The 24,781-nt window shown below is 74.1% G+C and carries 21 protein-coding genes; 5 read left to right on the top strand and 16 right to left on the bottom strand.

The annotated features are described in order from the left end of the window. Positions 1 to 4: 4 nt before the first annotated feature. On the bottom strand, positions 5 to 1,036 hold the full coding sequence (locus tag AB0J33_RS14230; RefSeq protein WP_363613432.1) for an ABC transporter substrate-binding protein: 1,032 nt from the start codon (positions 1,034 to 1,036) through the stop codon (positions 5 to 7). 157 nt (positions 1,037 to 1,193) lie between these two features. On the opposite strand from AB0J33_RS14230, the gene AB0J33_RS14225 reads away from it, so the two are divergent. The 4 genes from AB0J33_RS14225 to AB0J33_RS14210 are packed head-to-tail and all read left to right on the top strand — an operon-like array spanning position 1,194 to position 6,164. Then, positions 1,194 to 2,222 carry an iron chelate uptake ABC transporter family permease subunit gene (locus AB0J33_RS14225; protein ID WP_363613917.1) on the top strand — a complete coding sequence of 343 codons (1,029 nt, stop codon included), beginning with the start codon at positions 1,194 to 1,196 and terminating at the stop codon, positions 2,220 to 2,222. Further along, positions 2,219 to 3,247: an iron chelate uptake ABC transporter family permease subunit gene (locus AB0J33_RS14220; RefSeq protein WP_363613430.1), complete on the top strand. Its 1,029-nt coding sequence runs from the start codon at positions 2,219 to 2,221 to the stop codon at positions 3,245 to 3,247. Before AB0J33_RS14225 ends, AB0J33_RS14220 begins: the two co-directional genes overlap by 4 nt. Before the next feature lie 20 nt (positions 3,248 to 3,267). Continuing rightward, the gene (locus AB0J33_RS14215) at positions 3,268 to 4,092 is read left to right on the top strand and encodes an ABC transporter ATP-binding protein (RefSeq protein WP_363613428.1); all 825 of its coding nucleotides are present in this window, start codon (positions 3,268 to 3,270) and stop codon (positions 4,090 to 4,092) included. Further along, positions 4,089 to 6,164: a penicillin acylase family protein gene (locus AB0J33_RS14210; RefSeq protein WP_363613426.1), complete on the top strand. Its 2,076-nt coding sequence runs from the start codon at positions 4,089 to 4,091 to the stop codon at positions 6,162 to 6,164. Before AB0J33_RS14215 ends, AB0J33_RS14210 begins: the two co-directional genes overlap by 4 nt. 60 nt (positions 6,165 to 6,224) lie before the next feature. On the opposite strand, the gene AB0J33_RS14205 is transcribed toward AB0J33_RS14210, so the two are convergent. From AB0J33_RS14205 to AB0J33_RS14190, 4 genes are all read right to left on the bottom strand, one after another. Then, positions 6,225 to 9,938, bottom strand: coding sequence for a S8 family serine peptidase (locus tag AB0J33_RS14205; RefSeq protein ID WP_363613424.1), 3,714 nt, complete (start codon positions 9,936 to 9,938; stop codon positions 6,225 to 6,227). Positions 9,939 to 10,210: 272 nt separating this feature from the next. Continuing rightward, positions 10,211 to 10,819, bottom strand: a complete 609-nt coding sequence (locus AB0J33_RS14200; RefSeq protein ID WP_363613422.1) for a bifunctional 4-hydroxy-2-oxoglutarate aldolase/2-dehydro-3-deoxy-phosphogluconate aldolase — start codon at positions 10,817 to 10,819, stop codon at positions 10,211 to 10,213. A gap of 67 nt (positions 10,820 to 10,886) precedes the next feature. Beyond that, positions 10,887 to 11,912: a sugar kinase gene (locus AB0J33_RS14195; protein ID WP_363613420.1), complete on the bottom strand. Its 1,026-nt coding sequence runs from the start codon at positions 11,910 to 11,912 to the stop codon at positions 10,887 to 10,889. A gap of 85 nt (positions 11,913 to 11,997) precedes the next feature. Next, positions 11,998 to 12,858 carry a S1 family peptidase gene (locus AB0J33_RS14190; RefSeq protein WP_363613418.1) on the bottom strand — a complete coding sequence of 287 codons (861 nt, stop codon included), beginning with the start codon at positions 12,856 to 12,858 and terminating at the stop codon, positions 11,998 to 12,000. 171 nt (positions 12,859 to 13,029) lie between these two features. Between AB0J33_RS14190 and AB0J33_RS14185 the strand changes: the two genes are divergently transcribed. Beyond that, positions 13,030 to 14,217 carry a low temperature requirement protein A gene (locus AB0J33_RS14185; RefSeq protein WP_363613416.1) on the top strand — a complete coding sequence of 396 codons (1,188 nt, stop codon included), beginning with the start codon at positions 13,030 to 13,032 and terminating at the stop codon, positions 14,215 to 14,217. A 10-nt stretch (positions 14,218 to 14,227) separates the two neighbouring features. Here AB0J33_RS14185 and AB0J33_RS14180 read toward each other — a convergent pair whose 3' ends face one another. The 11 genes from AB0J33_RS14180 to AB0J33_RS14130 form a co-directional block, all read right to left on the bottom strand. After that, the gene (locus AB0J33_RS14180; protein WP_363613414.1) at positions 14,228 to 14,800 is read right to left on the bottom strand and encodes a nucleosidase; all 573 of its coding nucleotides are present in this window, start codon (positions 14,798 to 14,800) and stop codon (positions 14,228 to 14,230) included. Positions 14,801 to 14,838: 38 nt separating this feature from the next. Then, on the bottom strand, positions 14,839 to 17,652 hold the full coding sequence (locus AB0J33_RS14175; RefSeq protein WP_363613412.1) for an Hsp70 family protein: 2,814 nt from the start codon (positions 17,650 to 17,652) through the stop codon (positions 14,839 to 14,841). 102 nt (positions 17,653 to 17,754) lie between these two features. Then, positions 17,755 to 18,213 carry a GNAT family N-acetyltransferase gene (locus AB0J33_RS14170; protein ID WP_363613410.1) on the bottom strand — a complete coding sequence of 153 codons (459 nt, stop codon included), beginning with the start codon at positions 18,211 to 18,213 and terminating at the stop codon, positions 17,755 to 17,757. Positions 18,214 to 18,318: 105 nt separating this feature from the next. After that, positions 18,319 to 18,870: a DinB family protein gene (locus tag AB0J33_RS14165; protein WP_363613408.1), complete on the bottom strand. Its 552-nt coding sequence runs from the start codon at positions 18,868 to 18,870 to the stop codon at positions 18,319 to 18,321. Between the two features lie 127 nt (positions 18,871 to 18,997). Further along, complete coding sequence (locus tag AB0J33_RS14160; protein ID WP_363613406.1) at positions 18,998 to 19,723, bottom strand: dihydrofolate reductase family protein; 726 nt, start codon at positions 19,721 to 19,723, stop codon at positions 18,998 to 19,000. After that, positions 19,720 to 20,412 carry a GTP cyclohydrolase II gene (gene ribA, locus AB0J33_RS14155; protein ID WP_363613404.1) on the bottom strand — a complete coding sequence of 231 codons (693 nt, stop codon included), beginning with the start codon at positions 20,410 to 20,412 and terminating at the stop codon, positions 19,720 to 19,722. The genes AB0J33_RS14160 and ribA overlap by 4 nt, the downstream gene beginning before the upstream one ends. Positions 20,413 to 20,470: 58 nt before the next feature. Further along, entirely contained in the window at positions 20,471 to 21,409 is a 939-nt protein-coding gene (locus AB0J33_RS14150; RefSeq protein WP_363613402.1) for a lysylphosphatidylglycerol synthase transmembrane domain-containing protein, read from the bottom strand. Between the two features lie 66 nt (positions 21,410 to 21,475). Beyond that, positions 21,476 to 22,294 carry a class I SAM-dependent methyltransferase gene (locus AB0J33_RS14145; RefSeq protein WP_363613400.1) on the bottom strand — a complete coding sequence of 273 codons (819 nt, stop codon included), beginning with the start codon at positions 22,292 to 22,294 and terminating at the stop codon, positions 21,476 to 21,478. After that, positions 22,291 to 23,337, bottom strand: a complete 1,047-nt coding sequence (locus tag AB0J33_RS14140) for a glycosyltransferase family 4 protein (RefSeq protein WP_363613398.1) — start codon at positions 23,335 to 23,337, stop codon at positions 22,291 to 22,293. The genes AB0J33_RS14145 and AB0J33_RS14140 overlap by 4 nt, the downstream gene beginning before the upstream one ends. Further along, positions 23,334 to 23,732, bottom strand: a complete 399-nt coding sequence (locus tag AB0J33_RS14135; RefSeq protein WP_363613396.1) for a 6-carboxytetrahydropterin synthase — start codon at positions 23,730 to 23,732, stop codon at positions 23,334 to 23,336. The genes AB0J33_RS14140 and AB0J33_RS14135 overlap by 4 nt, the downstream gene beginning before the upstream one ends. Positions 23,733 to 23,734: 2 nt before the next feature. Then, positions 23,735 to 24,718: a dehydrogenase gene (locus tag AB0J33_RS14130; RefSeq protein ID WP_363613394.1), complete on the bottom strand. Its 984-nt coding sequence runs from the start codon at positions 24,716 to 24,718 to the stop codon at positions 23,735 to 23,737. Between the last annotated feature and the right edge of the window lie 63 nt (positions 24,719 to 24,781).

The raw sequence follows: 24,781 nt of genomic DNA, 5'->3' as shown, positions 1-24,781 counted from the left end.
GATGTCAGCTGACCTTCTTCGCGTTCCGGATGGCGGTGGCGAGGTTTTCCAGCAGCGGCGCGGAGCCGGCGTACGAGAAGCGGGGTACCGCGTCCCACGGGCTCACCTGGTTGGCCCTGACCGCCGGCAGTTGCTGCCAGGTCGGCTTGGCGGCGAGGTCCTTGGCTTGCAGCGCGGTGCTGCGGTTGTCCAGCAGGAGCAGGTCGGCCGGGAACTTGCCGGCGCTCTCCCAGCTCAGCGCCTCGAAGTAGTCGCCGGCTTCGAGCTTGGTGGGGACCACGATGTCGACGCCCAGCTCGGCGAAGTACATCAGGTCGGTGCTGACCTTCGGATTGGAGACGTAGAAGAGGTCGGGGCTGCCGGAGCAGGCCATCACCTTGATGCCGGGGTTGGCCCTGACGGCCTGACGGACCGCCTCGGAGGCGGCGTCGAAGCGGGCCTTCGCGTCGGTCACCCTCTTCGCGGACAGGTCCGCGCCGAGCGACTCGGCCAGCGCGGCGTACCGCTCGATGGGCTTGGTCATCGGCACCCGGGCGGTGGTGATCGCCACGCTGGGCGCGAGCGGGAGGATCTTGGCCTTGCTCTCGTCCGGGAGGTACCAGAGCGCGTCCGGGTCGTACATGTGGGTGACCAGCAGTTCGGGGCGCAGGGCCGCGTACTTCTCCAGGCTGAACTCGCCCCACACGTTGCCGAGGATCTCGACGCCCTCGACGTTCAGGTCACCGGCCTGCGGGTCGGCCGTGCCGTCCGCGCGCTTGGTCTCCCCGAACACGCCCACCAACTGCTTGTCGAGACCGGAATCGATCAGGGCTGCCGCCACGCCGGTGAAGGCCACCACGCGGGTCGGGCGGGCCCCCGCCTCGACCTTCGTGCCACGGTCGTCGGTGAACGACCAGGGGCCGCTTCCGTTGCCGGCGGCGGGTTTCGCGGCGTCGTCCTGGCCGCAGGCGGCGAGCAGGGTGGCCAGCGTGGCGGCGCCACCGGCGGCCAGCAGGCCACGGCGGGAGAGACGGCGGGCGGACAGGGCATCGGGCATGGCGTTGTCTTTCGATCAAGGGTTGGCCGGATTCGACCGGGGCAGCGGAGTTAGGTTAGCCTAACCTCGGTCATTGTCAACAGCGGTTCGCCGTGTCGCCACCACCCCGGAGCCCACACTGGACGCCACACCCACCGTCACCCGACCGACACCGCCCGTGCCGGCCAGGGACACGGCCGCACCCCCGCGCCGGCGTGGCCGCCGGGCGGCCCGCGCCGTCGGCCTGGTCGCCGCCGTCGTCCTGCTCGCGGTGATCGTGGTGCTCAGCATCGCGGTCGGCGCGAAGGCGATGCCGCTCGCCGACGTCTGGTCCGGGCTGCTGCACCGCGACGCCACCGAGTACGCCGTGGTGCACCGGATGCGCCTACCCCGCACCCTGCTCGGTCTGCTCGCCGGCGCCGCACTCGGTGTCGCCGGCGCGGTCATGCAGGCCCTCACCCGCAACCCGCTCGCCGACCCCGGACTGCTCGGCATCAACGCCGGCGCCTCCGCGGCCGTCGCCACCGCCGCCGCGTTCCTGGGCGTCACCGCCGTCGGCGGGTACGTCTGGTTCGCGCTGCTCGGCGCGGCGGTGGTGACCGCGCTCGTCTACGCCGTCGGCGGCGGACGGGGCGCCACCCCGGCCCGACTCGCGCTGGCCGGCGCGGCGCTCAACGCCACCCTCTACTCGTACGTGAGCGCGGTGATGCTGCTGGACACCGCCTCGCTGGAGCGGCTGCGGTTCTGGACGGTCGGCTCACTGGCCAGCGCGGACTCCGCGACCGTGAGCCGGGTGGTGCCGTTCATCCTCATCGGGCTGCTGGTCGCTCTCGGCGCCGCCCGCCCACTGAACGCGCTCGCGCTCGGCGACGACGCGGCCCGGGCCCTCGGCGCTCGCCCCGCGCTGATCCGTGCCGCCGTGATCGTCGCGGTCACCCTGCTCTGCGGCGCGGCGACCGCCGCGTGCGGCCCGATCGTCTTCGTCGGGCTGCTGGTGCCGCACCTGGTCCGCGCCCTGACCGGCCCGGACCTGCGCTGGCTGCTGCCCTACTGCGCGGTGCTCGCGCCCGCCCTGCTGCTCGGCGCCGACGTGCTCGGCCGGGTGCTGGGGCGACCCGGGGAACTCCAGGTCGGCATGGTGACCGCCGTGCTGGGCGGCCCGCTCTTCCTGTGGTTGGTCAGCCGCCGACGGGTGGCCCAGCCATGAGCGTCATCCGTACTCCTGGGGGGTTGTCGGTGCGGTTCCGCCCCCGCGCGTTGGCCGTCGGGGCCGGCGCGGCACTGCTCGCGGTCGGGTTGGGCCTGGTGGCCCTGGGCAGCGGTGACTACCCGATGGGGCCGGCCGACGTGCTGCGCACACTGGCCGGCGGCGGCACCGCGGCGGAGCAGTTCATCGTGCACGAGCTACGACTGCCCCGGCTGGTCACCGCCCTGCTGGTCGGCGCCGCGCTGGCCCTCGCCGGCACAGTGTTCCAGTCGCTGGTCCGCAATCCGCTGGGCAGCCCGGACATCCTCGGTTTCACCCAGGGCGCGTCGACCGGCGCGCTGGTGGTGGTGGTCCTCGGCGGTGGCAGCCTGGCCCTCGCGGGCGCGGCGGTCGTCGGTGGGCTCGGCACCGGCCTGGTGATCTACGCGCTCGCCTGGCGACGCGGCGTGCACGGCTACCGGCTCATCCTGGTCGGCATCGGCGTGGCCGCGATCCTGACCGGCGTCAACGGCTACCTGCTGACCCGGGCGCCACTGATGGACGCCGCCCGCGCGGTGCTCTGGCTCACCGGCAGTCTGGACGGGCGGGGCTGGGCCAACGCCGGGCCGCTGCTCGTCGTCCTGCTCGTGGTGGCGCCGCTGGTACTGGTCGTCTGCGCCCCGGCGCTGCGTACGATGGAGCTGGGCGACGACGCGGCCAGCGCCCTGGGCGTGCCGGTGCGCCGGCTGCGCCTGGTGCTGCTCGCCGCCGCCGTGCTGCTGGTCTCGTTCGCGGCGGCCGCCGCCGGGCCGGTGTCCTTCGTGGCGCTGGTCGCCCCGCACCTGGCGAAACGGCTGACCCGGGCGCCGGGGCCGAACCTGCTGCCGTCGATGACCGTCGGCGCGGCGCTGCTGGTCGGCGCCGACCTGTTGGCCCAACGCGCGTTCGCCGGGCACCAGCTTCCGGTCGGCGTGGTGACCGGCGTGATCGGCGGCGGCTATCTCGTCTGGCTGCTGGCCATGGAACGCCGGGCGGGCCGGCTGTGAACACCCTCGAAGGAGCATTCATGCGACCCGGCGATTCCCGGCTCGGCGGCACCGCGCTGACCCTCGCCTACGATCAACGCACCATCGCCGAGAACCTGACGGTGGCGGTGCCGGACAACTCGTTCACCGTGATCATCGGCCCGAACGCGTGCGGCAAGTCGACGCTGCTGCGGGCGTTGTCGCGGATGCTGCGCCCCAGCGTCGGCGCGGTGCTGCTGGACGGACGGGACATTCACGACCAGCCGGCCCGCAAGGTGGCCCGCACGCTCGGCCTGCTGCCGCAGACGTCGATCGCACCGGACGGCATCAGCGTCGCCGAGCTGGTCGCCCGGGGCCGCTATCCCCACCAGGGGCTGCTGCGGCAGTGGTCGCGCGAGGACGAGCGGGTGGTCGAGGAGTCGATGGCCGCCACCGGCGTCGACGACCTTGCCGACCGGCCGGTGGACGAACTGTCCGGCGGGCAGCGGCAGCGGGTCTGGATCGCCATGGCTCTGGCCCAGCAGACGCCGCTGCTGCTGCTCGACGAGCCGACCACGTACCTCGACATCGCCCATCAGATCGAGATCCTGGACCTGTGCGCGCGGCTGCACGAGGAGCAGGGGCGTACGCTGGTCGCGGTGCTGCACGACCTGAACCACGCCGCCCGCTACGCCACCCACCTGATCGCCATGCGCGACGGACGGGTGGTGGCCGCCGGGGAGCCGGCGTCGGTGGTCACCGCCGATCTGGTGGCGGAGGTGTTCGGGCTGCCCTGCCGGGTGATCGACGACCCGGAGACCGGCACCCCGCTGGTCGTCCCCGCGGCCCGCCGACGCGCCACCACCCTGGCCCCGGAGCCGGCGTGAGCGAGCGCGGCGGACGAAACAGTGCGCACGGCGCCGCGCACCGTTTCCGGGACCCGTGGGGCGTACCGCACCTGCGCGCCGACGACCCGCTCGCGTTGGCGGCGGCGCAGGGCCGGGTGACCGCGTACGACCGGGCCTGGCAGATCGAGGTGGAACGGCACCGCGCCCGAGGCACCAGCGCGGCGTTCCTCGGCCCCGACGCGCTCGACTGGGACCGGTTCGCCCGGCAGGCCCGGCTCGACGACACCGCACGCCGCTGTCACGCGGCGCTCGACCCGGCGACCGCCGAATGGGTGGGCGCGTACGTGGACGGCGTCAACGCCGGTCTCGCCGCCGGGGCGGCCCGGTCACCGGAGTTCGCCGCCACCGGGCTGCGCCCGGGTCGGTGGGAGCCGTGGACGCCGCTGGCGGTCTGGCTGGGCCACCACATCCTGTTCGCCGGCTTCCCCAGCAAGCTCTGGCGCGAGCACGTGGCGCAGCGGCTCGGCCCGGACGCGGTCGACCTGTTCGCCACCGACGGTCCGGCCGTCGCCGGCAGCAACGGGTGGCTGCTCGCCGCCGAACGCACCGGCACCGGGGCCGCGCTGCTCGCCGGCGACCCGCACCGGATCATCGAGGATCCGGGCGTCTACCAGCAGATCCGGTTGGCCTGCCCGGAGTACGACGTGGTCGGCCTGGCGGTGCCGGGCGTACCGGGCGTCGCGCACTTCGGGCACACCGGCACGGTCGCCTGGGCGATCACCAACGCGATGGCCGACTACCAGGACGTGTACGCCGAGCGGCTGCGCCGCGACGGCCCCCGGGTACAGGCGCTTGGCCCGGACGGTTGGCGACCGGCGCACCGGCACGTCGAGACGATCGAGGTGGCCGGGGCCGACCCGGTCGAGGTCGAGGTGGTGGAGACCGAGCGCGGCCCGGTGATCGCCGGTGGGCCGGACGACGACACGGCGCTCAGCCTGCGCTACCCGCCCCGGGTCCGTGGCGACCTCGGCTTCGCGACGCTGCCGGAACTGCTGCGCGCCCGTGCCGTGGCCGACGTGGACCACGCGCTGCGGCACTGGGTGGAACCGGTGAACGTGGTGCAGGCCGCGGACACCGCCGGAGGGCTGCTGCACCGGGTCGCCGGGGTGGTGCCGGTGCGGCACCCGGCCAACGGCCGGCGGGTGGTTCCCGGGTGGGACGCCGCGCACACCTGGCGGGGCTGGTACGCGCCGATGCCCCGCGCCGAGGTGGTCGGTCGGGCGGTGATGGCGAACGAACGCGGGCTCGCGGCGCCGCTCGGGGTGGAGTTCGCTTCGCCGCACCGGGCGCACCGCATCGCCGAGCTGCTCGACGCCGGTTCGGCCTGGACGGCCGACGAGATGGCCACCGTGCACACCGACACGTACCTGGGCGCGGCGGGGCCGCTGCTGGCGGTGCTGGCCGAGTCGACGGGGCTCGGCCCGGCCGCCGCCGCGCTGCGGGATCGGCTGCTGCGCTGGGATCGCCGGATGGCCGCCGACAGCACGGACGCGGCGGCCTACGCCACCCTGCGGGCCGCCGTCGTACGCCGGATCGCCGCCCACCCGGCGCTGGGCGCGCTGGCCGAGCCGCCCGCGTACCCCGAGGTGTTCGCGCCCTGGCTGGCCCTGACGCCGCGCGTGGGTTACGCGCTGGAGCACCTGCTCGGCGCTGCCGCGCTGCCCGGTGTGGACATCGCCGCGCTAATCGGCGCGGCGGCCGAGGAGGTCGCCGACGCCGGGCAGGTGCCCTGGGGGGACCTGCACCGGCTGGCGCCGTGGCGGGCCCTGCCCGACCCGGACGCCGGGCCCGGCCCCCGGCTCGACGGTGACCACGACTGCGTGTTGGCGACCTCCAGCGTCCCCGGGGTCACCCACCGGTGCTTCCGGGGGCCGGCGGCGCGTTTCGTCTGGGATCTGGCGCGCCGGGAGAACAGCCGCTGGGTGGTCCCGCTGGGCGCCTGCGGGGTGCCCGGCGATCCGCACCACGACGACCAGCGCCCCGCCTGGCTGGCCGGTGACCTGCTCCCGGTGATCACGGACTGGGCGCAGCTGACCGAGGAACGGGACTGACGCGAACCGGCCGCCGCCGGGGTGCGCGAGCACCCCGGACGGCGGCCGGCCACGGCGGCGTCAGCGCAGGCCGAACGCCCGGGTGATGCTCTGGCTCACGGTGTTGCCGGCGCTGTCCCGCGCGGTCGCGCGCAGGCTCACGAAGCCGGCCTTCCCCGGTGCCGCCAACGAGGTACGCCAGCCGTCGCCGTGCCGGGTCAGCCGCTGCTTCTGCCAGGTCGTGCCGTCGTCGTAGGACACCTCGACGGTCACCGCGCCGACCGTCGGCGTGACACCGGGCAGCTGGGAGGCGACCACGGTCAGCGGTGCCCGCCGCGACGCCCGGCCGGCGGAGTCGATGTCCAACTGGTAGTCCAGCTGGATCATCGGCAGCACCTCCGACGACTCCTCGCCGGTGGCCGCCGAGCTGAAGCCCCACTCGGTGCGGGTTCGCCGGGAGTACGGGTTGGTCCAGGCGGCCCGGTCGTTCTCCACCACCAGCCGGTACGGCAGTCGCTGCTGGGCCAGGCCGGAGACCTGGAGGTACTCGGCGTTGCCCCAGTTCAGTTCCCGGTCACCCTGGTAGAGGGTGGTCCGGTTGACCATGTCGAAGTTGGCGTACGCCTCCCCGATGTGGCCGCCCCCGTCGCCCCAGCCGGGCGCGGGCAGGTAGACGGTGTCCAGGTACCGGACCGGCACGTAACTCCCGCCCATCCGGGGTCGCTGGATCGGCCCGAACCAGGTGACGGCGCTCGACTTGCCGGCCGGATACGTCGTCACCGCCATCAGGTGCTGGCCGGTCTCACCGGCGATGAACGCGTCGTCGACCCACCGCTGGTCGGCGCTCACCCAGTCGGTGCGCCGGCCCTGCGCCGGGGCCGGCTCCTGGTTGCTCGACGCCCAGCCGCGCCAGACATCCGTGCGGAACTCCAGCGCCTTGCCCTGCCGGTAGTTGCGGAACTCCACGTCGACCCGGGCCAACTGCCGGTTCGTCGGCCGGTAGGTGGGGTCGGCCGGCACCGTGCCGGTCCAGTGGTGCGCCACGTCGTACAGGTAGCTGGTCTCCGGGTGCGACTCGACACTGAGCCGCACCGGGCCGCGCTCCAACGCGGCGACGAGCTGACCGCCCTCGTCGGCACCGAGGGTCGCCACGGTCACCGGTGCCGGGCTCTCCGGGCTCCACGGGGCCTCGTCCCAGGGCTGGAGCCGGCCCACGCCGTCGTTGACCACCAGCAGCAGCGTCGCCCCGGCCGCGGCGGCGGCCTGCGCCTGGGTGGCGATGTCCACACTGTCACTGCGCCGCACCACCACGGCCCGGTCCCGGACCGGCCGCTTGGCCAGCCCCGCCGCCGACGCGTCGGCGACGTAGACCGCGTCCAGCTGACGACGCCCGGCCGGCAGCGCCGGGGTCCCCCGCTTCACCAACAGATCGTCGTACGAGTGGCCGCCCGCCGAGACGGTCAGCGCCGGCTGCTCCAGCCGCCACCGGGCGCCGAACTCGAACTCGCCGTCGGTGACCGGACGGCTCGTCGGCAACGCCCACATGCTGTCGTACGAGTCGTCGGGCAGCACCTGACTCTCGGTGAGACCGTTCTTCGTGGACCGGTGGATGTCCATCCGCAGGGCGCTGGCGGTCGCCTCCTGCGGCACCCGGGCCTGCACCTGTCGGGCGGCGCGCGCGTCCAGGGTGACGGTGCGGTCCCGGTCCAGGTTGACGTCGGTGAAGCTGAGCATCGCCATGCCCTTGGAGTGCGGCCCGTGCGCACCGCGTACGTCCGCGGAGATCCAACCGTTCCAGCTCGCCACCGGCAGCCGCAGCGTGGCGGTGCCGCTCTCGGGCAGGTCCACGGCGGTGAACAGGGTGTCGGTGGTAAGGATGACCTTGCCGACGAGCGGCTTGCCGTCCCGGTCCTTGGCGACCAGCGTCAGGTTCTGCCGCTGGCCCTCCTTGCCGGCCCCGATCAGAGTCCGGCCACGCACCACACCGGCGTCGTCGGTGGCGACGATCATGCCGCTGACCTGGTTCTCCACCGGCAACTTGTCGTACGCGGCGGTCACCGTCACGGTGGCGGTGCCGCCCGCCGGCACGGTGACCCGGTCGGCCGAGAGCGCGAACAGGCCGGCCGGCGCGGTGGCCGCGTCGAGGGCCAGCTTCAGGGTCACCGGCGCGTTGCCGACATTGGTGTAGGTGACCGTCCGATCGACGGTCATGCCCGGCTGCTGCGGCCACGCCTGGAAACCGGAGTAGGCGCTCGGGGTGGCGAAGACGGTGGCGTGCGCGGCGGCGACCGCGTCGACCCGACCGGCACCCGCCTGGTACGGGGTGTACTCGGGGGTGGCCTTGACCGTGCTGACCAGCGCCTCCTTGATCCGCTGACCGGTCCAGTCCGGGTGCGCGGCGGCGACCAGCGCGGCCGTGCCCGCCACGTGCGGGGTGGCCATCGAGGTGCCGCTCATCAGCGTGTAGTCCCCGGAGCCGCCCCGCACCAGGTGGGAGCGGGCGGCCAGGATGTCCACGCCGGGGGCGGTGATCTCGGGCTTGAGCCCGCCGTCGCCGGCGCGTGGGCCCTGGCTGGAGAAGTCGGCCAGGTGGTCGGTGGCGTCGACCGCGCCCACGGTCAGCGCGGAGTTGGCGGCACCCGGGCTACCGATGCTGGCCGGGCCGCTGTTGCCGGCGGCGATCACGAAGAGGGCACCGGTCTCGGCGCTGAGCCGGTCGACCGCCTGGCTCATCGGGTCACTGCCGTCGGTGGACTCGCCACCCAGGCTCATGCTGACCACCCGGGCCTTCTGCTCCCGGGCCGCCCACTCCATGCCGGCGATGATCCAGGAATCCTGCCCGCTGCCCTCGCTGTTGAGCACCTTGCCGATGTGCAGCCGGGCGCCGGGGGCGACACCCCGCTCGGCACCACCGGACGCGGCGCCGGTGCCGGCGATCGTCGAGGCGACGTGCGTGCCGTGCCCCTTGTAGTCGAGGATGTCAGGCTCTTGGGGCACGAAGCTGCTGGACCCGGCGATCTGACCGGCGAGGTCCGGGTGTTCGGCGTCCGCCCCCGAGTCGAGGACCGCGACGTCGACCCCGGCGGCGGTGTTGCCTTGGGCCCACAGCTCGGGCGCGCCGATCTGCGCGGTGGACTCGGCCAGGTCGGCGTGCACCCGACCGTCCAACCAGACCTTCGCGATGCCGTTGGCCAGGGTCGGGGCGGCCCCCGTACGGCGGCTCGACCCGGCGGTCAACGCGTTCCAGAACCGCTCGGCGGTGGCGCGCTGGCGGGTCAGCGCCGCGCCCTGCACGCTGTCCAACGGTCGGACCAGCTGGGCGCCGTCCACGGCCGGGCGGGTGCGGTTGCGGGCCGCCGCGTCGGTCATCGTGACGATCAACGGAAGCGCGTCGGTGTGCGCGTCGTCGTAGCCGTCGGCGATGAGGTCGGTGACGTTGAACAGCTGCCGGTCCAGCAGACCACCCGTGACATAGGACAGTGCCGCGTCCGGGTAGACGTAGGTGTCGCCGTCGCGCACGGTCCGGTGGAAGCTCGGGGTGCTGCCGTCCGGCCGGTGCACGGTCGACACCGTGCTGCCGTCGGCCGCGGTGGTGACCGTGACCGTGTCACCGGTGATCAGGGTGACGGTGGACGCGCGTCCGGCGGCGGCCGGGGGTTGGCCCGCCGGGCGGTCGGGGCTGTTCGGCGGGGCGGCGGCCGCGCCCGCGCCGGGTGGGGTGAACCCGGCCGCCAGGGTGAGGGCGGCGCCGAGGGCGATCAGCCCGGTTCGGCGACGCCGATGAGACAGAGCCACGGTGACCTCTTTGTGTCGAGAAGTGGTACGCAGCACAGCATCGACGTAACACCCACCCGCACCATGCACCGCAGCCCGACGCAAATACGCCATGGCACAAACCCGCCACCCCCGTCTCCCCACCCCCTGCCCACACCCCACCCCTCACCGCCGTCGATCTTGCACTTTCTGTCCGGGCCAATGTCGCGAATCAGGACGCATCGGCGACAGTAAGTGCAAGATCGGCGGGGAGGGGGAGGGAGGGAGGGAGGGAGGGGCAGGGGGAGGGGCGGTTAGGGGGTGGTGCGGGTTAGGTTGGCCAGGGCGTCCAACTGCTTCGGGTCTGCCAGGGCGGAGCCGACGGCCACCACGCGTACGCCTGCTTGCAGGAACGCGCCGGCGTTGCCCGCGTCGAGGCCGCCGGTCGCGACGAAGCGCAACTGCGGGAGCGGGCCCGCCACGGCCTTGAACCAGGCCGGCCCGAGGGAGATCGCGGGGAACGCCTTGAGCCAGGTGAGGCCGTGCCGCAGCGCCTGCTGGGCCTCGGTGGGGGTGGCCACACCGGGCAGGTGCGGTAGGCCACGTGCGGCGGCGGCGTCGGCGACCGCGAGGTCCAGGCCGGGCGCGACGGTGAACCGGGCGCCCGCGTCGGCCGCCGCGGCGACCTGTTCGACGTCGAGCACGGTGCCGGCGCCGACGATCCGGTCGCGTTCGGCCCCGGCCTCGACGGCGGCCCGCAGCGCCGGCACGGCGTCGGCGGTGGCCACCGGAACCTCCACCACGTCGATGCCGAGGTCCCAGGCCCGCCCGGCGAGCCGAACGGTCTCGGCGACCGGCAGGCCGCGCAGGATCGCCATCACCCGGGCGCCGCCGAAGATGTGGTCGAAGTCCGGTGTGGTCATGGTGCACTCCATCCGAGGTCGCGGTGAAACTGTTGCTGCTGACCGGGTCGCCACCCGACGGCCCGAGTCAGCTCGTCGCCCCCGGGCCGGTCAGGTCGAGCGGTGACCAGGCGGCGGCGGGGGCGTCGACGAGTTTCTCGAACCAGGCCCACGGCGGGACCGGGGCGTTGTCGCCGCTGCTGGTCAACGCCTGCGCGGCGACGAGGTGGCCGAGGCGCAACCGTCGCACGGGGTCGAGGCCCCGTAGCAGCCCGGACAGGTAGCCGGCGGCGAACGCGTCTCCGGCGCCGACCGGCTCCACCACCGTCACCCGAGGGGCAGGTACGAAGACCGGTTCGCTGCCGCGGACCAGTGCGGTGGCTCCCACCGCGCCGTCCTTGACCACCACCGTCTCCGGATCGGGCAACAGCTGGCGTACGGCCGCCGGGTCGGTGCTGCCCCAGAGGGTTTCCGCCTCGTCCTGCCCGACGAAGACGAGGTCGCAGCGGTTGGCGAGGTCACGCAGCACCGGCGCGGCCTGCTCGGCGTTCCACAGCCGGGCCCGGTGGTTGACGTCGAAGCTGACCAACGACCCCGCCAGCGGTCGGTCGGTCACCGCGTGCTCGACCAGCGCCCGGCAGGAGGCGGAGAGCGCCGGGGTGATCCCGGACAGGTGCAGCACCCGGGCACCCGCCAGCGCCGGGTCAGCCAGTGTGGCGGGGTCCATCCGGGCCGCAGCGGAACCGGCCCGGTAGTAGTGCACGGCCGTCCCCTCCGGGCCCGGGTCCTTGACGTACAGGCCGGTGGGGGCGGTCGGGTCCACGCACACCTGGTCGACGCCGACGCCGGCGGCCGCGACGTGCCGGACGACGGCCCGGCCGAAGGGGTCGTCGCCCACCCGGCTCACCCAACTGGTCCGGTGTCCCAGACGGGCCAGGTAGCCGGCCACGTTGGACTCGGCGCCACCGACCGACACGGCGACCCGCTCGGCGTGCTCCAGCGGCTCACCCGGTGCCGGGCAGAGCACCACCATCGTCTCCCCCAACGCGGCCACCTCGACGGACGGAACGCCGGCCGGGACACTCGCCTGGCCAGGTCGGGGATCGGTCGGCATCGGGCACACGTCCTCGCGGCGGGGGTGCTGGGCGTCGCCGAGCCTAGGTGTCCCACGCGGGGTGGGCAACCCGGTGTCCCACCGGTCAGGGCAGCGTCAGCCCGTACGCGGCCAGCACCTCCGCGATCGGCTGGTAGTAGGTGGTGCCGCCGGCGGTGCAGTTGCCGGTGCCGCCGGAGAGGATGCCGAGAATGGTGCCGGTGGAGGCCACGTAGAGCGGTCCGCCGCTGTCTCCCGGCTCGGCGCAGATGTTGGTGCGGATCAGGCCGTAGATCACGCCGGTGGAGTAGTTGACGGTCTGGTTGAGGCCGGTGACGGTGCCGCAACGCACCCCGGTGGTGCTACCGCTGCGGCACACCGCCTGACCGATGTACGCGTTGCCGGGGCCGTTGATGGTGACTAGGCCGGGGTAGGTGTAGACCGCGCTCGGGTGGGCGAGCCGACCGGTGTAGCGGATCAGCCCGTAGTCGTTGGTGGGGTAGCTGGTGGCGGTGCGGGTGCCGAGCACGGTGGTCTGGGCGCTGTCGGCGTACCAGGTGGCGGCGGCGGTGGTGCAGTGCCCGGCGGTGATCACGTAGTAGGTGCTGCCGCTGCGCGCGTTCGCACCGAGCGAGCAGCGGGTGCCACTGCCGTAGATGGCCTGCCCGCCGGCGATCAGCGGGCGCAGCGTTCCGGGTTCGCGGCGCAGCAGCACACCGGCCCGGTCGGCCACCGCCCGCAGGGCGGCCAGTTCGGTGCGGGCCACGGTGTCGTCGACGGTGAGGGTCATCCGGCCGGTGGCGGGGTCGAAACCCCAGGCGGTGCCCGCGGTGCGTACCCCGGCCAGCACGGCCGTCGGATCGGCGGCGGGCCCGGCGGCCCGGTCGGGGACGGCGGCCTGCGCCGCGCCGGGCGCGACGAGCAGCAGGATGGTCAGGACGAGGGCGGCCAGCGGGGAGCGACGCATCCGAACCTCCGAAGAGATCGAGCCTGGTGGATGCGGTCAAGCATCGCCCGGCGTCCGGCGCCGTGGCAACCTCCGTCCGCCCTCTTCCCCGATCGGCGGGGAATCGTCGATCCGGGGACGGGCCGCGCCGGTGCCGCCGATAATCCTCGGAGACACAGCGGGAGGCCGGGCATGACCACCGGAGGCACCGCGGCGCTGGTACGTCGTCTGGACGGGTCGACCCGGGCGACGCTGCTGGAGCTGCTCTTCGACGTGGTCTTCGTGGCCGCGCTCGCGCAGGCCTCGAAGCTCCTCGCCGACCAGGACTCCTGGACGCGCAGCCCGCCGGTGTTCCTGATGCTGACGGCGATCTGGTGGACGTGGTCGGTCACCTCCACCACCACGGAGTTCTACGACCCGCAGCAGCGCCCCATCCAGGCCATCCTGATGGTGGCCATGGTCGGCTCGGTCGGGATGGCGGCAGCGCTGCCGATGGTCACCGGAGCGCAGGCCACGGCCTTCGCCCTGGCCTACGTCGGCACCCACGTGGTACGCGGCATCGTCCTGGTCAGCACGTTGTACCGGCTGCGGCACCGCTCAGCCATGGCGAGAGCCACCCGGTTCCTGTTCTGGTTCCTGGTGTCCGGCGTCCTCTGGATCGTCGGCGCGGTGACCGAAGCCGGGAGGTGGTGGATCTGGCCCACCGCTATCGTCATCGACCTGCTCTCCGCGGCGGCGCGCTACCCCACACCGTGGCTCGGCCGTGTGCCTCTCGACCAGTACGACCGGACCACCGCCCACCTGGGTGAGCGGTACCAGCAGTTCGTCATCCTGGCCCTCGGCGACATCATCCTGGTGCCCACCCTGGAACTCAGCCGCAGCGAATTCGACCGCCTCAGAATCACCGCCCTGCTCTGCGCGTTCGCCATCATGCTGCTGCTCTGGCAGATCTACGTGTATCGGGCCGGCGAGTTACTCGAGACCGCGGCCGCGTCAGTGCCCGGCCGGTCCACCCGGATCGCTCCTTACACCCATCTGGTGCTGCTGGTCGGCGTGACCGTCACGGCGGCCTCCTTCGACCTGGTCGTCGACCGTCCGACCGGAACGACACCGACGCGGTGGCTCATGCTGATCATCGGCGGGCCGCTGGTGTTCGTGCTCGGCCGGGCACTGTTCGCCTACCTGCTGTCCTCCCGCGTGCCGTGGCGGCGGGTGTCGTCGCAACTGCTGCCCCTGCTGGTGCTGCCCTGGGCCGGCGGCTGGCCACCGGTGCTGGTCACCGCGATCGTGGCCCTCGCGCTGGCCGGGCACGTCCTGGTCCCGAGGGCCGGTGTCCGGGAAACCACGCGCGGGCTCAGACAGCGACGAGCCGCCCAATGACGTTCGGTGATCAGGCCAGGTGCCGGCCGGCCCACTCGGCGAGATCCCGGGCGCACGCGTCCACCGACTCCCGCCAGGACCGGGCCGCGCCCTCCCCCGCCTCGTCGCTGACCTGCTTGACCAGCCGGCACGGCACACCGGCCTGCGCGGCGGCCCAGGCCACCGCGTACCCCTCCATGTCGACCAGGTCGGCGCGCTGCGCCAACCGGTCGCGCTGCGCGTCGTCGGCCACGAAGGTGTCACCGGTGGCCAGCACCGCGCCCTCGGCCGCCAGCGACAGCGGCGCCCCGTACGTCTCGCCGGTGAGCGTACGCAGCAGGTCGGTGTCCAGGTCGTGCTGGAGCACGGTGGCGACCTCGTGGATGCCGGCCAACCCGGGACGCAACGCGCCGGCCGTACCCAGGTTGAGCAGCAGGGCGGGGCTCGGCCCGGCGGCCAGCACCGCGGCCACCGCGCTGGCGGCGTTCACCTTGCCCATGCCGGTCAGCAGGACCGGCAGCTCGGGCGGAAGGTAACGGGCCTCCTCCCCGACGGCGAGCACCACCAGCGGACGATCGGGCCGGACCGTACCTCGAAGATTCACCGGAGCATCGTACGAGCCGACCACGTGGGCCGTCGACGTCAGTCGTCGGTGAAGCGGTACAGCACGAAGTCCTTCTCCGCGCCGCAGGCGATCACGTGGGTGTTCCACGAGCAGGACGAGCTGCGCACGTCCTTCAGCTCACCCAGCTCATCGACCGCACCGGACCTGGTCCACACCCCGGCCAGTACCCGGTTGTCCGCGACCACGCTGGGGGCCTTGGCGAAGACCAGCAGGTTACCTTCGTCCAGGCGGACCGCCACTCCGCCCCGGTCCCGCAGCACCGGCTTACCGGCCGCGTCGAAGATGGTGACGGTCGGTTCCGGGGATCCCCGTTGGGCGAGCACCTGCTCACCCAGGGGGACCAGTTCCGTCACGCCCGGCGCCGACCACTGGATCGCGCGCTCACCCTCGGTGGCCGCCACCACCTCGGTGCGCTCGACGTCACTGTCCGGCACCTGTAACAGGCAGGCCCGGCGCTCGCCGCAGGCCACCAGCTCCGACGGGCGGTACTCGTCGTTCCCGGAGCGGTACAGCACCACCGGCTCGGCGTCGGAACCCAGGTCGTACGCGAGCAGCTGGTAACCGCCCTCGTTGGCGGCCACGTACAGCCGGTCTTCGTGGGCGACCACCAGGTCGTCGAGGTCGGCGACGCTCCCCCACTGCCGCAGCACCGCGCCGGATGCCATGTCGAGCAGCCGCACCGACCGGTCGGCGCCCACCTGGACGAGTCGCCGGCCCTTGCTCCCCCACGGATCGCGGGGCGTGCCGTCGAGGAAGGCCGGCCCGCCCGCCGCCGCGTCGGTGCCCACCGGCCGGACCACGGTGCGCCCGCCGATGTACCGGTCACGGGGGGTGGGTTGGGTCCACTTCGCCGAGCCGTCGGTCAGTCGCAGGCCGACCAGCTGGTCCGCGGCCCGGTCCACCAGCACCGCCGTCTCGTCGGCGAAGTAGACGTCGTCGTCACCGCGGACCGCGCGCTGCCAACGCTGCCCGCCGGTGCGACCGTCGAGGACGGCCAGCGGGCGCAGCGCGCTGTCGCCCGGCGCGTCGGCGAGGACCGCGACCGCACCGGGGACGGCGACGATCCGCTCCCAGTCGTCGGCCCGCACGTCGGTCTGCGCGCGCCACAGCTCACGGCCGTTGCCCGCGTCCACGGCCACCACCTCGAGCCGGTCGTCCGGCAGCGGGAACGCGAGGTAGGCCCGATCGTCGAGCACCGCCGTCCACATGTCGGCCGGCCGCTCGGCGCCGGCCGACGGCCGGGACAGCTCGCGCAGCGACCCGAACTCCAGATCCGGGTAGCGGTCCCGGGTCAGGTAGAGCGCTGCCGCGCTGGCCACCCCGGCCAGGGCCAGCACCGCGCCGAGCACCACCCATCGGGTCCGCCGCCAGCCGGGCGCAGCCGACGCCGCAGACGGAGAGCCGGACCAGCCCACCGCGGGGGGCGGCCCCGGCGGCGGGGACGGCGTGACGCCGGGCCAGCCCGGCCCCGCCGGCGGCGTCGATCCCGGCCGGGGCTGCGGTGGTACGACCGGCGCGGCGGCTCCCACCGGCGCGGGCGGGCTGCCGGGTCCCGGCGCGGGCGGGCCGCCGGGACTCGGCGCGGGCGGGCCGCCGGGACTCGGCGCGGGCGGGCTCACCGGACTCGGCGCGGGCGGGCTCACCGGACTCGGCGCAGGCGGCGGTCCCGCGTACGCCGGCACGGGCAGCGGCCGACCCAGCGGCAGGTCGGTCAGGGCACCCTCGGCCACCGGTAGCTCCGGCTGGTCCAGCACCGTCGGCGCGATCCCCAACTCGGCGTGCAGCATGCGGGCCACCAGCGGGATCCGTGACGACCCGCCCACGAGGAACAACCCGGCGAGCTGATCCGGGCCGAGACCGGCGGCGGCGATCACCTCCCGGGCCCGTTGCACCGCACGGTGCAGCAGCGGTGTGGCCACCCGCTCGACGTCGGCCCTGGTCAGCTGAACTGTCTCGGTCACTCCCGGCACCGCGACCGGTGCCACAGCAGACCGCGACAGGGTCTCCTTCGCACCTCGAACCTCGTCCCAGAGCCGCACCTGGTCGCGGCGCTGCGCCGGATCCGCCGGTCGGGTGAGCCGGGCCCACTGCGCGGCGTGCCGCTCACCGACCAACTCGCCCACCCGCCGCACCAACGCGGCGTCGAGGTCCAGGCCGCCCAGGTCCGGCAGGCCACCGTCGGCGACCACACTGAAGCCGGAGTCACCCCAGGGGTCGGCGCCCTCGTTGCGTAGCACCGCGACGTCGAGAGTCCCGCCACCGAAGTCGAACACGGCGATCGCGCCGCCGACCGGCACCGGCCGGTGCAGCACCTGTGTGTAGTAGCGGGCGGCGGCGACCGGCTCGCGCAGCAGGCGGGTGCCCGGCGGCGTCGGCCCGGCGAGGGTGTGCTCGGCGGCCTGTGGCCAGCCCGCCCGCAACAACGCGTCGGCGAGCACCTGTCGCCGCGTCGCGTCCCAGGCGGCCGGGCAGGTGACCACGGCCGGGGGCAGGAAACCCACGGCGCCGACCGCGGCCCGGGCGACCGCGCCCAACACCGCGGCGAGCAGGTCGGCCGGCGGGAACGCGCGGTCGCCGAGCAGCACGGTCGGCTCGTCCACCCGACGCTTCGGGTTCGCCTCGAATCGGGCCGGGTCCGCCTGCGCCAACCGGCGGGCGTCCCAGCCGGTGTGCAGGGTGCCGTCCGGGTCGGCGTACACGGCGGACGGACTGAGCGGTTGACCGTCCATCAGCAACGGCCGGGTCCGCCCGTCGGGCCAGCGCAGCACGGCGACCGTGTTGGACGTGCCGAGGTCGACACCGAGAGCGAAACCCTCGTGCTGGCCTGCCATTGCCCGATACCTCCGCCGCGACGAGGGGAACTCGATCCCGCATCGTACGCAGGCCGCGCCGCACTGCTGATCACTCGGTCCGGGGTGGTCGGCGCGGTCCGGTCAGTGGGTGGAGTGGACGCCCACCACCTCGTCCTCGCTGGTCTCCCCGGTCAGCTGGAACCCCAGCTTCAGGTAGAACGGCTCCGGGCCGTGCGGCCCCGGCTTCCACGTCGTGTAGACCCGGTCGTGCCCGCGTCGGCGGGCCTCGTCGCGGACGGCCTGCACCGCGAAGCGGCCGTATCCTCGGCCCTGCTGCCCGGCCGCGATGTTCAACCGCCACAGGCCCGAACGCCTGTCGTCCGGGTGGGCCGGGTCCCACACGATGTCGAAGAAACCCATCAGGAAGCCGACGATCTGGTCATCGTCGACGATCAGACGGGGCCACGCGACGTCGGGCTGCGCGTACGCCTCGGCGAGGGACCACGCGACCGGAGACGAGAACTTCTCCTGGTCGGGCCGCACGCTCAACCGGCACGCGGCCTCCACATTGTGTTGGGTGATCTTCACCAGTCGCGGCACGTCCGTCACCCTACCGATCGGGGTCTCGCAACAGGCGTGCTGTGCCACCTCGCCGGGCGGGCTGACCCGGCCGCTGACCGCACCGGACACCCTCGCCGCGCTGGCCTAGTGTCGAGCGGGCGGGCCGTCCGGGTCGGTCCGGGCGGCGCGGAGCAGCCGGAGCTGACCGAGCTCCGCGACGTTCTTCATCAGCTCCGCGTTGACCCAGCCGATCGTGTGCGTGACGGTGTGGTCGGTCTGGTCCGGCCAGGGGAACGTCGCGATGCGGTCGAGGTCGCTGTCGCTGAGCTGGTCGAGCAGACTGAGCCATTCGGCGCGCAGACCACGCAGCCAGGCGACACTCGGCTCGCCCGGGCCGGGCCAGGCGACGGCCGTGCGCGGCCGCCCCGATCCACCACGGAGATGGTCCATCGTCACGGTCCACCACCAGCCGACGTGCCAGGTGAGCCAGCCGATCGTCGGCACCGGGATCGGGTCGGGTTCGGTGTCGGCCCAGTCCGGGGTCCAGGTGCCGTCGCTGCTCTGCCGCACCGACCAGCAGTGCACGGCCGGTTCCCAGAGGAAGTCGGCGGGATCGAGTCGCTCAAGGTGATATTCGAAGAGCGCCCACGTCAGGTCGAACTGCCAGCGAAGGAGGGCCAGGGGCGCTACGGACATCGGGAAATCCTGTCGAAGCCCAACCCGGCCGTCCACCAATTAACCCCACCCCAACCCTCCCCGCCCGAACGGGTTGATCATGAGGGTGGCGGGTTCTACGGAGATCGAATCCCCGCCACCCTCATGATCAACCGGCCGGGCTGGTGGGGTTGGTGGGGCAGCGGGCGGAGAGGGCGTAGCGGAGCAGGACCACGTCGCCGATCTGGCGGGCCTCGGCCAGGCGGGCGCGGCGGCCCGGGTGCCAGGGGAAGCGACCCTCGCCGACGAACCGGGGCGCCCGGGCGTCACCGACGAAGAACGGGGCGACCACCAGGTGCAACTCGTCGGCGAGACCGGCGGCCAGGAACTGGGCGTGCACCGTTCCGCCGCCCTCCACCATCAACCGTCGTACCCCCCGGGCGGCCAGGTCGGCCAGCAGCCACCCCGGGTCGACGGGCTCCCCCGCGTTGACCACGGTGGCCAGTCCACCGATGCGTTCCCGGGTCTTCTCCAGCGCCCCGGTGGCGCAGTAGACGAGCCGAGCGGGTTCACCGGCGGTGAAGAACCGGGCGGTCGGGTCGAGGTCACCCCGGGCGGTCAGGGTGACCTTGGTGGGCGAGGCCGGTCGACCGGCGGCCACCCGCTCGGCCCGACGGGTCGCGGAGCGCACCAGCAGCCGAGGGTCGTCGCGGCGCACGGTGCCGGCGCCGACCAGGATCGCGTCGCAACTGGCCCGCACCGCGTCGACCCGGTCCAGGTCGTCGTCATTGGACAGCATCAACCGCTGCTCGGAGGCGTCGTCGATGTACCCGTCGATGGAGGCGGCGCAACTCAGCAGCACGTACGGCCGGGTCGGCTCCGGGGGGCAGCTCATCGGGAGACGGGCCAATGGGGAGTACGACCGGTGCCCAGCTCCGTCGCCTCGGCCGCCTCGACCTCGGCCGCCTTCGCCGCCTTCGCCGCCAGGTAGTCGGCGTTGGCCGGCGAGAGGAAGACGCTGGTGAGGACCCGTTCGGCGATGTCCACGCCCAGCCGGGTCAGCTGTTCGGCCTTGTCCGGGTTGCTGCTCAGCAGTCGGATGCGTGGCACGCCCAGGGTGGCCAGCATCTGCGCGGCGGCGCTGTAGTCCCGCTCGTCCTCGCCCCGGCCCAGCGCGACGTTGGCCTGGTAGGTGTCCAACCCGGCGTCCTGTAGCGCGTACGCGTCGAGCTTGGCGTACAGGCCGATGCCACGCCCCTCCTGGCGAAGGTAGAGCAGGAAACCGCCGGTCTCGGCGATCCGCTGCACCGCCTCGCGCAGTTGCGGGCCGCAGTCGCAGCGTTGGCTGCCGAACACGTCGCCGGTCAGGCACTCGCTGTGCGGGCGGACCAGTGGGGCCTCTCCCCCGGCGGCCAGCCGGTCCAGCGCACCGGCCCAGTCGCCGAGGCCGAGGGCCAGGTGCTCCCGACCGTCCACCAGGCCCTTGAACGTGAACACCCGCACGGTCGTGGTGTAGCCGTCCGGAAACGCCAGCGGCACCGTGACCTGCGTGCGGATCGTGGCAACCGGCAATGCTTCGGGCATGGGACTCCTTCGTCCAGCGCCGCCGCCGTCCGGCGACGCGTACCGTCTCACAACCGACTCAACAGCCGCCGCCGGACGCGGCTTCCCGGGCGGCGACCGGGTTCCGCCGCCGCCGCGCCAGCAGCACCGCGGCGCCGGGCAGGCTGGCCACCAGGATCAGTGCACCGTAGACGGTGGCGGTGGCGACCCCCTCGGCCGCGCTGAGGCCGGCCGCGCCGAACACCCACGCGGCCACGCCCTCGCGGGGCCCGAAGCCGGCGATGTTCAACGGTAGGCCCATGGCGAGCAGGGCGAGCAGCGTCAACGGCAGCAGTCGGGACAGCGGGGCGTCCGACCCGGCGGTGCGCGCCGCCACCAGGAAGGTGGCCAGGTGACCGGCGACCATCACCGCCGAGGCGACCAGCACCCCGAACCAGGTACGCCGCGCCAGCAGCCCGGACCGCACGTCCGCCACGGCGGTACGCAGGGGCGTCGCCCAGCGTGCCCCGCCCTCGTTCGGCAGGCCCCTGGCCAGCAGCACGGCGGCCAGCCCGGCCGCGACGAGCAGCGCGGCGGCGACCGGCAGGTACGGCCGGACCGGGGACGGGAAGGCCGCGAGCACCACCAGCGCGACGCCCAGCAGAACCACCTGCCCGGCGGTACGTTCCCAGACCACCGCGCGGATGCCCCGGCTGACGTCACCGGCGTCGCGGCCGTGGCGTACCGCCCGGTGCACGTCGCCGAGCACCCCGCCGGGCAGGGTGGCGTTGAGGAACACGGCCCGGTAGCAGTGCGCCACCGCGGTCGCCAGCGGCAGGCGTACGCCGAGGCCCCCGGCGACCAGGCTCCACCGCCACGCCGCGCAGACCGTGGTGAGCACCCCGATGACCAGCGCGGCGGCCAACGCGGGCAGGTCGATCAGTCGTACTCCGGCGAGGAACGGGCCGGTGCCCACCTGCCACAGCAGGACGGCGAGCAGACTCACCCCGCCGACCACTCGTGCCCAGGCCCAGAACATCGGCGCCGGCCCTCCCCTTGAAGATCGTCCACTTGCCCTAGTCCACGTACCCAGGGCGTGAACGGTTCATCCACCGGCGAGGATGTCACTGTGTTCGACCAGCACGGTGAGCCGGCCGGCCGCCGCGTCGGCCAACCGACGGCGGGCGTACGCCTCGGCCGGACCGGCGAGGTCGGGGCGCTGCTCGCAGGCCGCCGCGAGCCAGCCCCGGAACCACTCGGCGGCCAGGTCGGCCTGCTCCGGGCCGAGGCGCCACGGGCTCGGTCGTTCCCGCACGTCGATGTCGTGCCGGGTGAACGCGGCGAGGGTGGCGGCGGCGGCGTCCGGGCCGAGCAGTCGCCGGCCCTCGACGGTACGCCGCTGGTGGTCGTTGAACGCGGCCTCGACCGCCTCGTCGAGCGGGTCGGCCGGGGTGAGCCGGACCCGACCGGTCACCGAGAGGGCGAACAGGGTGGGCCGACCCGCGCAGGCGGCCACCACCCGTTCGATCTCCTCGGCGCTGAGCATGTCCAGCAGCGCGGACGCGGTGATCAGGGAAGCGTCGGCGAGGTCGGCGGCGGTCAGCCGGGTGAGGTCGCCGCAGCGGGTGCGTACGGTCACCGGGGCGCCGTCGGCGGCGCTCACCCCGGTCATGCCCTCGGCGGCACGGGCCAGCAGGTCGGCGTCCCGGTCGTGCAGCACCCAGCGCTGTGGCCCGGGCAGCCGGACGGCCAACCAGCGGCTCATCGAGCCGGTGCCGCTGCCCAGGTCGTGGATCACCGTCGGGGCGTCGCCGGTCAGCCGGGGGCGGACGACGTCCAGCAGGTCCTCGGCGCGCGCCGCCGCGTCGGCTGGTTCGCGCAACCGCAGCCAGTCGGCGAACGGCAGGGTCTCCTCGGCGGTCATTCCGCCACCTCCTTCAGCACGGCGGCCAGCAGCGCGGTGGTCCTCGGCCAGTCGGTCAGGGTGCCGCGCCGGGCGAGGGCGGCCCGCCGCAGTCGGGCGCGCAGCGCGTCGTCGTCCAGCCAGCGGGTCAGGGCGGCGGCCAGCGCGGCCGGGTCTTCGGGCGCAACCAGCAGTCCCGGCCGGTCACCGCCGGGCGCGTGGCCGAGCGCCTCGGGGAGACCGCCCACCTCGGTGGCCAGCACCGGCAGGCCGCGGGCCAGCGCCTCGGTGACGACCATGCCGTACGTCTCGCCCCTCGACGGCAGCACCAGCAGGTCCGCGGCGGCGTACGCGGCATCCAGCGCCGCACCGGTCAGCGGGCCGACCAGTCGCACCCGCTCGCCGAGGCCCGCGCCGGTCAACCGGTCGCGCAGCCGACGCACGAGGTCCGGCTCCCGGGTCAGCGAGCCGGCGCAGACCATCGTCCAGGATCGTCCGACCAGCGTGGCCAACGCGTCGACCAGCACGTCGTACCCCTTGTGCTGGGCGACCGCCGCGACGCAGAGTAACCGGTCGCCGGTCGCCGAGCCGGCGGCGGGCGGCGCGGGCCGCACCCCGGGCGGCGCGGCCCGGATCCGCTCGGCGAGCGTCGGGTGCCGGGCCATCAGGGTGCGCCGGGTCCACTCGCTGGTGGTGACGACGGCCCGCGCGCTGGTCAGCGCACGGGCCTCCGCCTCGTCGTCGAACGGCAGGTGCACCAGGATCACCAGGCGCAGCCGACCGGCGTGCGGGGCGAGCAGGTCCGGCACGGTCGAGGCGATCAGGCCGTCGATCAGCACCACCGCGTCGTCGGGCACGCCGGCGAGCACCCCGGCCAGCGTCGCCCGGTCGGCCGGGTCGGGGTGCGGCCACCCGCCGGGCACCGGATGCTCGTGGACCGACCAGCCGCGCTCGCCCAGCCCGGCGCAGATCCGCCGGTCGTAGGAGTTGCCGCCGCTGGGCGTCGCCGGGTCGTCGATGTCACCGGGCAGGACGACGTGCGCCGCCCGACCCGCATCGATCACAGCGACCGCTCGTAGCTCGCCCACGCGATGTGCGACTCGTGCAGGGTGACCGTGATGCCGGTCAGGTCGCGCGCGCCCGCGCCCAGCTCACCGGCGTGCACCCGGTCGACCAGTCGGTCCGCGACGGTGCGGGCCAGCACCTCGGTGGTGGTGTTCACCCCGGCGAACGCCGCCTCGTCGTCGAGGTTGCGGTAGGTCAGCTCGGCCAGCACGGCCCGCAGCTGCTCGGTGGCCAGGCCGATGTCGACGACGATCCCGTCGGCGTCCAGGTCGGGTCGGCGGAACGTCGCGTCCACCACGAACGTCGCGCCGTGCAGGCGTTGGGCGGGCCCGAACACCTCGCCCCGGAAACTGTGGGCGATCATCATGTGGTCCCGAACGGTCACGCTGAACACGGTCACTCCCCGTCGTCGTAGGTGATGAGGTGGCAGAGGGCGGGCAGCTCACCCGAGCTGAGTCGGGCGAGCACGTCGGGCAGCTCCGCGAACCGGGACGCGCCGGTGATCAACGCGTCGAAGGCCGGGTCGTCGAGCAGGTCCAGGGCGAGCGCCAGCCGGTCGGTGTAGCTGCGCCGTCCCCGTCGGGCGGGTGCCACCATGCCGACCTGGCTGCTGCGTACGGTGAGTCGACCGGAGTGGAACGCCCCGCCCAGCGACACCTGCACCGGCCGGTCGCCGTACCAGCTCAGCTCGATGACCGTGCCCTCCGGCGCGAGCAGGTCCAGCGACTGTTGCAGCCCGGCGGCGGTGGCGCTGGCGTGCACGACCAGGTCCCGGTCGCCGCTGGCGTCGGCCGGGCTCGCGAAGTCGACGCCGAGCGCACCGGCCACGCCGGCCCGGCGCGCGTCGGTGTCGACCAGCTCGACCCGCACGCCGGGAAACCGGGCGAGCAGCGCCGCCACGCAGCAGCCCACCATGCCCGCGCCGATCACGGTGACCCGGTCACCGACCAGCGGCGCCGCGTCCCACAGCGCGTTGACGGCGGTCTCCACCGTGCCGGCGAGCACCGCCCGGGCGGCCGGCACCCCCTCCGGCACCGGCACCACGGCGCTCACCGGCACCACGTACGCGCTCTGGTGCGGGTGCAGGCAGAACACCGTCCGGCCGCGCAGGTCCGGGGGGCCCTGCTCGACCACCCCGACGCTGAGGTAGCCGTACTTCACCGGGCCGGGAAAGTCGCCGTCCTGAAACGGGGCGCGCATCGCGGCGTGCTGGTCGGTGGGTACCCGGCCGGCGAAGACCAGCGTCTCGGTGCCCCTGCTGACCCCGGAGTAACTGGCCCGGACCAGCACCTCGTCCGGCCCGGGTTCGGGCAGCGCCACCGGCCGGATCTCGGCCGCTCCGGGTTCACGCACCCAGCAGGCGTACGCCTCGCGGATCACCGTCGCGCACCTCACCTCTGCTCCGGGCCGAACCGTTCGGCCATCTCGGGTCCCGGGTCGGGT

This window comes from Micromonospora sp. NPDC049645 (assembly GCF_040675155.1).
Taxonomy (GTDB): domain Bacteria; phylum Actinomycetota; class Actinomycetes; order Mycobacteriales; family Micromonosporaceae; genus Micromonospora.
The sequence above is the reverse complement of the archived record's forward strand: the minus strand, read 5'-3'. Positions and strand labels throughout refer to the sequence as shown.